The organism is Streptomyces silaceus, assembly GCF_001419745.1.
Taxonomy (GTDB): Bacteria; Actinomycetota; Actinomycetes; order Streptomycetales; family Streptomycetaceae; genus Streptomyces; species Streptomyces silaceus.
Genome location: NZ_LIRJ01000678.1, coordinates 1 through 1,019 on the forward strand (window position 1 = coordinate 1; position 1,019 = coordinate 1,019).

1 protein-coding gene and 1 pseudogene are annotated in these 1,019 nt (G+C 72.8%); one reads left to right on the top strand and one right to left on the bottom strand.

Annotated features, from left to right (window positions below):
- Positions 1-737 (bottom strand): RDD family protein (locus tag AOK22_RS38570; RefSeq protein WP_055703284.1); only part of this gene is annotated, 737 nt, incomplete at its 3' end.
- Between the two features lie 88 nt (positions 738-825).
- On the opposite strand from AOK22_RS38570, the pseudogene AOK22_RS38575 reads away from it, so the two are divergent.
- Positions 826-1,019, top strand: a pseudogene (locus AOK22_RS38575) (stage II sporulation protein M); the annotation flags it as partial.

Genomic DNA, 1,019 nt, shown 5'->3' on the forward strand with positions numbered 1-1,019 from the left:
GCCCGCCGCGCGTCCCGCGCCTGCCGCTCATGCACCACGGCCGCCAGATACGCGGCCGGTGGAACACCCTGCGGCGCCGGCGTCCCCGTCCGCTCCACCAGATCACCGGCGAGCCGCTCGGCCATCGCCCAGCCCACCTGCGGATCCAGCTGCCCCATCCGCGTCAGGTACTGGCGAATCGCCAGCCACAGCCCCTCGGGCACCCCGGACAGATCGAGCCCGGAGAACCGCCCCACCAACCACGGCGGCGGCGGAGGCACGAACGCCGTCTGCCCCACGGGCACCCGCTCACGTACGACCAGCGTCCCCGCGAACACGTCCCCGATCCGCCGCCCCCGCGCCGACACCAGCGACGCGATGCACGCCACGACCCCGAACGTCGTCAGGATCTCGACGACCCCCACGGCCCCACGCACCAGCGCGTGCCGGAACCGGATCGGCCCCCCGTCGTCCCGCACCACCCGCAGCCCGCACGCCAGCTTCCCCAGCGACCGCCCATGACTGAGCGTCTCCACCGCGATCGGGCCACCGACGAGTACGAGGACGAAACCGGCGACCGCCACCGCGGCGGCCGCGGCGTCGTCCAGCGACGAGGTCGACGCGATGACCCCGACGGTCACCGCGATATAGACCGCCCATGCCACGACCAGATCGATCAGCACGGCCAGCGCCCGGCTCGGCAGCTTCGCGGGACGCAGCTCCAGCGCCACCGCCTCGCCCGTCACAAGCTCACTCACGCCCGCCGCCCTTCCCTGCCCTGCCGTAGGACTGGCCAGTCTGCCAAGCTGAACAATCACGCGCCGCAGTACGAGGAGCAGCCAGCCGATGGACCTCGACGTCTTCGTGTCCGCCCACCGAGCCGAGTGGGACCGACTGGACGCCCTGCTGCGCCGCCAACGCCGCCTCTCCGGAGCCGAGGCCGACGAACTCGTCACCCTCTACCAACGCACCGCCACCCACCTCTCCCTGATCCAGTCCAGCGCCCCCGACCCGCAGCTCGTCGGCCGCCTGACGCATCT